The organism is Dietzia maris, from assembly GCF_014144855.1.
Taxonomy (GTDB): domain Bacteria; phylum Actinomycetota; class Actinomycetes; order Mycobacteriales; family Mycobacteriaceae; genus Dietzia; species Dietzia kunjamensis.
In genome coordinates this window covers 1-7,414 of record NZ_JAALDN010000198.1, presented here as the reverse complement: position 1 = coordinate 7,414, position 7,414 = coordinate 1, and the positions used below count along the sequence as shown (strand labels likewise).

Sequence of the window (7,414 nt, the reverse complement as noted above, 5' to 3'; positions counted from 1 at the left end):
GCCCACACCCTGGTCGTCGCGCCGACGGGCTCGGGCAAGACGCTGTCGGCGTTCCTCGCCGCGCTCGACGGACTGCTCCTGGGGCCGGCCGAACCCGACCCGGGCAGTGCCGCCGGGAGTGCCCGCGCGTCCGGCCCCGGCACCCGTGTCCTCTACATCTCCCCCCTCAAGGCGCTGGCCGTGGACGTCGAGCGCAATCTCCGGGCGCCACTCGCGGGGATCGCCCGGGAGGCCGCGGCGCTGGGCACGGAGACGCCGGAGGTGACCGTGGGGATCCGGACCGGTGACACCCCGCCGGACGAGCGACGCCGCCAGCGGGCCAGGCCACCGCACATCCTGGTCACCACGCCCGAGTCATTGTTCCTGCTGCTGACCTCGGCCGCCCGCGAGACCCTGACGGACGTGGACACGGTCATCATCGACGAGATCCACGCGGTCGCCGGCAGCAAGCGCGGCGCGCACCTCGCGCTGAGCCTCGAGCGTCTGGACGAGCTGCTCGACGCGCCCGCGCAGCGGGTGGGGTTGTCGGCGACGGTCCGGCCGCACTCCGAGGTGGCCCGCTTCCTGGCGGGTGAGCGCCCGGTCACCGTGGTGGCGCCGCGGTCGGACAAGAGCTTCGAGCTGTCCGTCCGGGTCCCGGTGGAGGACATGACCGACCTGTCCTCGGCCGCCCCGGATGTCTCCGCGCCACCGGGCACGCCGGGGCAGGGGTCGATCTGGCCGCACGTCGAGCGGCAGGTGGTGGACCTGGTCACCGCGCACCGCTCGACGATCGTCTTCGTCAACTCCCGTCGCCTGGCCGAACGGCTCACCGCCCGCCTCAACGAGATCTACGCCGAGGACACCGACCCCGGGTCCCTGCCCGAGCCCCCGGCCCGACCGCCAGCGCAGGTGATGGTGCCCTCGGAGGTCACGCGGGGCGCACCGCCGGAGTTGGCGATGGCGCACCACGGGTCGGTGTCCAAGGAGCGCCGGGCGCTCATCGAGGACGCGTTGAAGTCGGGCCGGCTCCGGGCGGTGGTGGCCACCTCGTCCCTCGAGTTGGGCATCGACATGGGGTCGGTGGACCTGGTGGTGCAGGTCGAGTCACCGCCGTCGGTGGCGTCGGGGCTGCAGCGCGTCGGCCGTGCCGGTCACCAGGTCGGTGAGGTCTCCCGGGCGGTGGTGTTCCCCAAGCACCGTGCGGACCTGGTCCACAGCGCGGTGACCGTGGAGCGGATGCTCGCCGGTGCGATCGAGGAGTTGTCGGTTGTCGCCAACCCTCTCGACGTCCTGGCCCAGCAGACGGTGGCGGCGTGTGCGCTGGAGCCGATCGACGTGGAGGAGTGGTTCTCGGCCGTCCGGCGCACGGCCCCGTACCAGGGGCTGCCGCGGTCGGCGTTCGAGGCCACGCTCGACATGCTCGCCGGTAAGTACCCGTCGGCGGACTTCGCGGAATTGCGGCCACGGTTGGTCTGGGACCGCGACGCGGGGACGCTCACCGGCCGCCCCGGCGCCCAGCGGCTGGCCGTCACCTCGGGCGGCACGATCCCGGACCGCGGACTGTTCGGCGTGTTCATGGTGGGGGAGAAGGCCACCCGTGTCGGGGAGCTGGACGAGGAGATGGTCTACGAGTCCCGCGTCGGTGACGTGTTCGCGCTCGGGGCCTCGAGCTGGCGCGTCGAGGAGATCACCCATGACCGGGTGCTGGTCACCCCCGCGCCCGGCGGCACCGGTCGGCTGCCGTTCTGGCTCGGTGACGACCAGGGTCGGCCCGCCGAGCTCGGCCGCGCGCTGGGCGGCTTCCTGCGGGAGGTCGCGGGCGGCACGGACGCGGAGGCCACCGCCCGGCTGGACGCCGCCGGCCTCGATGCCAACTCCGCCACCAATCTCCGGCGCTTCCTGTCCGAACAGCGCGAGGCCACCGGTCATGTACCCAGCGACACCACGCTCGTCGTGGAGCGTTTCCGCGACGAGGTCGGCGACTGGCGGGTGGTTCTCCACTCGCCGTTCGGGGCGCGGGTGCACTGGCCGTGGGCGGAGGCCGTGCGCGCCCGGCTCGCCGCCGCGCACGGATTCGACGCGGTGCCGGTGGTGTCCGACGACGGCATCATCCTCCGGGTACCGGACATGGGGGACGACGGCGAGGTGGGCGCACGCCCGGGAGCCGAGACGTTCGCCATCGGGGCCGAGGAGGCGGTGGACCTGGTCACCCGGCACGTGGGCGGGTCCGCACTGTTCGCCTCCCGCTTCCGTGAGTGTTCGGCGCGCGCCCTGCTGTTCCCCCGGCTCGACCCCGGCCGGCGGGCGCCGTTGTGGCAGCAGCGGCAGAAGTCGGCGCAGCTGCTCGACGTCGCCCGCCGCTACCCGGACTTCCCGATGATCCTCGAGGCGGTGCGCGAGTGTCTGCAGGACGTCTACGACGTCCCGGCGCTCGAGCGGATCCTGACCGAGATCGAGTCGCGCACCGTGCGGATCGTCGAGGTGGACACACCCAGTGCCTCGCCGTTCGCGCAGTCGCTGCTGTTCGACTACGTCGGGGCGTTCCTCTATGAGGGCGACTCGCCGTTGGCGGAGAAGCGGGCGGCGGCGCTCGCGATCGACCCGTCGCTGCTCGGGCAGCTCCTCGGTCGCGTCGAGTTGCGCGAGCTGCTCGACATCGAGGTCCTGGACTCGATCGAACGGCGGCTGCAGCACCTCGAGCCCGATCGCGCCGCCCGCGACGCCGAGGCCGTGGTCGATCTCCTGCGCCTGCTGGGCCCGCTCACGGCCGAGGAGGTCGCGGCCCGGTCCACCGACCCCGACGCCGCCCCCGCATGGCTCGCCTCCCTGGCCGAGGCGTGGCGCGTGGTCACCGTCGAGCATTCCGGCCGGACGTGGTTGGCCGGCGTCGAAGACGTGTCCAGGCTCCGCGATGGACTGGGTGTCCCGCCGCCGCCCGGGGTGCCGTCGGCGTTCCTCGGCGATGTCACCGACCCGCTCGGTGAGCTCATCCGGCGCTATGCGCGCACCCACGGCCCGTTCACCGTCGACGCGGTCGCCGAGCGTTTCGGGCTCGGGGTGGCCGTCGCCCGCGGCGTTCTCGATCGGCTCACCTCCTCCGGGGTGCTGTTGGCCGGTGAGTTCCGTCCGGGCGCGACGGGCCCCGAGTGGTGCGACGCCGAGGTCCTGCGGCACATCCGCCGCCGCTCGCTTGCCGCACTGCGATCGCAGATCGAACCGGTCTCGCACTCCGCGCTGGGCCGCTTCCTGCCCGGCTGGCAGAGCCTCGGCAGCGGAGCGGGTGCGGGCACAGGAGCCGGCGCCGAGTCGGGCGCCGAGTCCGGCGTGGAGTTCGGCGTGGACGGGGTGCTCGCCGTGATCGAGCAGCTCGACGGACTCGCGGTGCCCGCCTCCGCTCTCGAACCGCTGATCCTGGCACCCCGGGTGCGGGACTACTCACCGACGATGCTCGACGAACTCCTGGCCGGGGGAGAGGTCATCTGGAGCGGGCGTGGTCGGGCGGGCTCACGCGACGGCTGGGTCTCCCTGCACCCAGCCGATTCGGCCGGTGCGACCCTGCCCCTCGATCGACCGAAGCCGGAGGGGCCGGTCCACCTCGCCGTCGTCGAGTCCCTGCGCGGCGGCGCCCTGTTCTTCCGCGACATCGTCGCCAAGGTGAAAGACGCGGCCGCCCCCGCGCCTACAGACCCTGCACCTACAGACTCTGCGAACACAGACCCTGCGACTACAGACCCCGTGCTCACCATCACCGAGGCCGCGGTCCGTGACGCACTGTGGGATCTGGTGTGGGACGGAGCGGTCACCAATGACACCTTCGCGCCGCTGCGCGCGGTGCTGGCCGGCGGCGGATCCTCGGGGTCGGGGACCGCGCATCGTTCGCCCAGGTCCTCCGCTCGACCGCGCCGTGCCCGGCTGGGCAGGACGACCATGGCCCAACTGAACGACTCCGTCGCCGCGGGTACGAGGACGCCGCCCCTGCTCGCCGGCCGCTGGTCGCTGGTGCCGGAGCCGGTCACCGACGCGACGCTGCGGGCCCACGCCTGGGCCGAGACTCTGCTACTGCGTCATGGTGTGGTCACGCGGGGCGCGGTGGAGGCCGAGGAGATCCCCGGCGGGTTCGCGGCCGTGTACAAGGTACTGGCGCAGATGGAGGACTCGGGCCGCTGTCGGCGCGGGTATTTCGTCGACGGCCTCGGTGCCGCCCAGTTCGCCGCCGGCAACACCATCGATCGGCTGCGGACCTTCGACGACACCGCCGACGACGCCCACTGGCCATCCGGTGCGGACGAGCCCGCCGTTCGGGTCCTCGCCGCGACCGACCCCGCCAACCCCTACGGGGCGGCCCTGCCCTGGCCCGCCGCACGCGCCCGCAGCGACGGGGACATGGGCGGCGAGGGGACGGGGAACGGGTCCGGACACCGCCCCGGTCGCAAGGCGGGAGCTCTGGTGGTGCTGGTCGACGGAGTGTGTGTGCTGTTCGTCGAACGCGGCGGGCGAACCGTCCTGGTCCTCGACGACCGCGCCGGTGCCGTCCCGGCCGCTGCGACGGCGCTCGCCGGAACCGTGAAGTCCGGCGCGGTCGGCGCGCTCACCGTCACCACCCTCGGTGGCGAGCCCGTCCACACCTCGTCCCATGCCGCGGCGTTCGAGGCCGCCGGCTTCGGCATCACTCCCAAGGGGCTGCGGATCCGCCGCTGAACATCCACATCTTGAGTCGGCCGCGGCGAATAGTTAGAGTATGCGCATTAGTGCATGTGTTGGAAGGGGTGTTGTCGAATGGGTGCGGGCCATTCCCATGGTCGTCCCTCCGGCCACGCCGGTGGGCGATACCGGGCGCGCCTCGGGGGTGCGTTCGCCCTGACGGCGGCGTTCTTCGGGGTCGAACTGGTCGCCGGCCTGGTCTCCGGCTCCCTCGCCCTCCTCTCCGACGCCGGCCACATGGGCGCGGACGTGGTGGCACTCGGCGCGGCCCTCCTGGCCACGGTGGTCGCCACCCGGCCCGACGCATCAGGCCGCCGGACGTTCGGCCACTACCGCGTGGAGATATTCGCCTCCGGCCTGGCGGTGCTCATCATGCTCGGCATGGGCGTATACGTCCTGATCGAGGCCGTCGGTCGGCTCGGCTCCGACGCCTCCGTCGCCACCGGGACGATGCTCGTCGTCGGCGCGCTGGGACTCGTCATCAACGTCATCTCCCTGCTGTTGTTGCGCAGCGGGTCCGACGAGAGTCTGGCAGTGCGTGGCGCGTACCTCGAGGTGCTCGCCGATGCGGCAGGGTCCGTCGGTGTGATCGTGGCGGCGCTGCTCATGCGGGCGACCGGGTCGACGGTGTGGGACCTGATGGTCGCGGTGGCGATCGCCGTGTTCATCGTGGTCCGCGCGGTGGTGCTCGGACGGCAGGTGGTCGCGGTCCTCGCCCAGCACGCACCCGTCGGAGTCGATCCGGTGGAGGTGGAGGCCCAGCTCGGAGCCCTGCGTGACGTCGAGGAGGTCCATGACCTGCACCTGTGGACACTGACCTCGGGAATGGACGTGGGTACCGTGCACCTGGTGGTCGACTCGGTCGCAGATCACTCAGAGGTGCTCGGCGAGGCTCGGCGCGTCCTCCTGGAGGAGCACGGGATCGAGCACGTGACGGTGCAGATCGAGACCGCCGGGGTCGTCGGTTGCCGCGAACTGGGGTGGTGAACCGTGCCCGAGGGTGATTCGGTGCACCGGGCTGCGGCGCGGGTCCGCGAGGCCCTCGCCGGCCGCACCCTGGACAGGAGCGAGCTCCGTGTACCGAGATTCGCCGCCGTCGATCTCGCGGGCAGGTCGGTGGTGACGGCCCGGTCCCGGGGGAAGCACCTCTTCGTCGTCGTCGGCCCCGACGATGAGGGCCGTGACCCCGTCACCCTCCACATCCACCTCAAGATGGAGGGCCGCATCCACGTCCTGCGTGCGGGGGACCGGTGGCGGTTCCCCGCGCACACCGTCCGGCTGCTCCTGCGTGCCGGTGACGTCGAGGTGGTGGGCACGGAACTCGGACTGCTCCGCGCACTGACCCCCGCCGAGGCCGACCGCGCCGTCAGCCACCTCGGGCCCGATCTCCTCAGCGCGGATTGGGACCCGGTGACGAGCACAGACGAGGTCGTGCGGAGGATCAGCGAGCGACCCACTCGTACGATCGGCGAGGCGTTGCTCGACCAGCGCAATCTGGCCGGGATCGGGACCGTCTACCGGGCGGAGCTGTGTTTCCTGCGCGGGGTGGACCCGCGGGATCCGGTCGAGGTCGTGCCGGACCTCCGTGCGATGGTCACACTGGCGCGGCGGATGCTGGTGGCCAACGCCGACCGCACAGTCCGGGTGACGACCGGCGACACCCGGCGCGGGCGCGAGCTGTGGGTGTACGGCCGCGACGGCAAGCCGTGCCGCCGGTGCGGGACCGAGGTGGAGACGTTCCGTCTCGGAGGACTCGCGGACCCGGACGAACCGAGCGACTCCCTGGATCGCATCGCCTACCGTTGCCCGTCCTGCCAGCCGCGTCGTGCCACACTGGGCGCATCGCCAACGGAGGAGAACTCGTGACCGACCGCAAAACGATTCTGATCACCGGTGCCAGCTCTGGCCTCGGGGAGGGAATGGCCCGCCGCTGGGCCGCGCAGGAGAAGAACCTCGCGCTGTGCGCGCGGCGCCTGGACCGCCTGGAGGAGCTCCGAGCCGAACTGCTGGCGGCGAATCCCTCGATCACGGTGGCGGTCCGCGAGCTCGATGTGGCTGACGGTGACGCGGTGGAGCGGGTGTTCGGCGAGCTGGACGCCGAGCTCGGCGGCATCGACCGGTTCGTACTCAACGCCGGGCTGGGCAAGGGCGCCTCGATCGGCACGGGGAAGGCACACGCCAACCGGGAGACCGCCATGGTGAACGTGGTGGGGACGCTGAACCAGGCCGAGGCGGCGATGGAGCGGCTCTTCACCCGGGGTGAGGGGCACCTGGTGTTCATCTCGTCGGTGAGTTCGTTGCGCGGCATGCCGAAGGCGCAGAACACCTACGGCGCGACCAAGGCGTTCGTCTCGGCCCTGGCGCAGGGTCTCTACGCCGAGCTGGACAGTGCGGGCAGCCGGATCAAGGTGACGGACATTCTCCCGGGGTATATCCGCACGGACATCAACCGGTCGGTGAAGACCGCGTTGATGACCGAGTTCGACGAGGGCGTCGACGCGCTGGTCAAGACGATCGACGCCGAGCCCACCCGCGCGCTGGTTCCCGCCAAGCCGTGGAAGGCGATCGGGCCGCTGCTCACGCTCCTGCCCGAGAAGATCAGCCGCCGCTTCGTCTGACCCACTGGTGGCCCCACCCGGGCGCCGACGAGGGCCGCGCCGTCATGCCCGGCGCGGCCCTCGTGGTGTCAGAAGGGTGGCGGGTCGATGAGTTCGTCGAGGCGTTCGTGGAG

General features: G+C 72.2%; 4 protein-coding genes. All 4 read left to right on the top strand.

Annotation, left to right across the window (positions count from 1 at the left end; translation table 11 throughout):
• Positions 1–4,680 (top strand): ATP-dependent helicase (locus G6024_RS07180; protein ID WP_159148370.1); only part of this gene is annotated, 4,680 nt, incomplete at its 5' end.
• A 78-nt stretch (positions 4,681–4,758) separates the two neighbouring features.
• Positions 4,759–5,670, top strand: coding sequence for a cation diffusion facilitator family transporter (locus G6024_RS07175; protein ID WP_069389276.1), 912 nt, complete (start codon positions 4,759–4,761; stop codon positions 5,668–5,670).
• Positions 5,671–5,673: 3 nt separating this feature from the next.
• Positions 5,674–6,549: a DNA-formamidopyrimidine glycosylase family protein gene (locus G6024_RS07170; RefSeq protein ID WP_069389275.1), complete on the top strand. Its 876-nt coding sequence runs from the start codon at positions 5,674–5,676 to the stop codon at positions 6,547–6,549.
• Positions 6,546–7,301 (top strand): SDR family oxidoreductase, encoded by a 756-nt coding sequence (locus G6024_RS07165; protein WP_069389274.1) that lies wholly within the window; start codon positions 6,546–6,548, stop codon positions 7,299–7,301. The genes G6024_RS07170 and G6024_RS07165 overlap by 4 nt, the downstream gene beginning before the upstream one ends.
• Positions 7,302–7,414: the final 113 nt, after the last annotated feature.

Excerpts from the sequence above, each read along its gene's own strand:
- G6024_RS07175 (WP_069389276.1), top strand. The coding sequence starts at position 4,759 with ATGGGTGCGGGCCATTCCCATGGTCGTCCCTCCGGCCACGCCGGTGGG.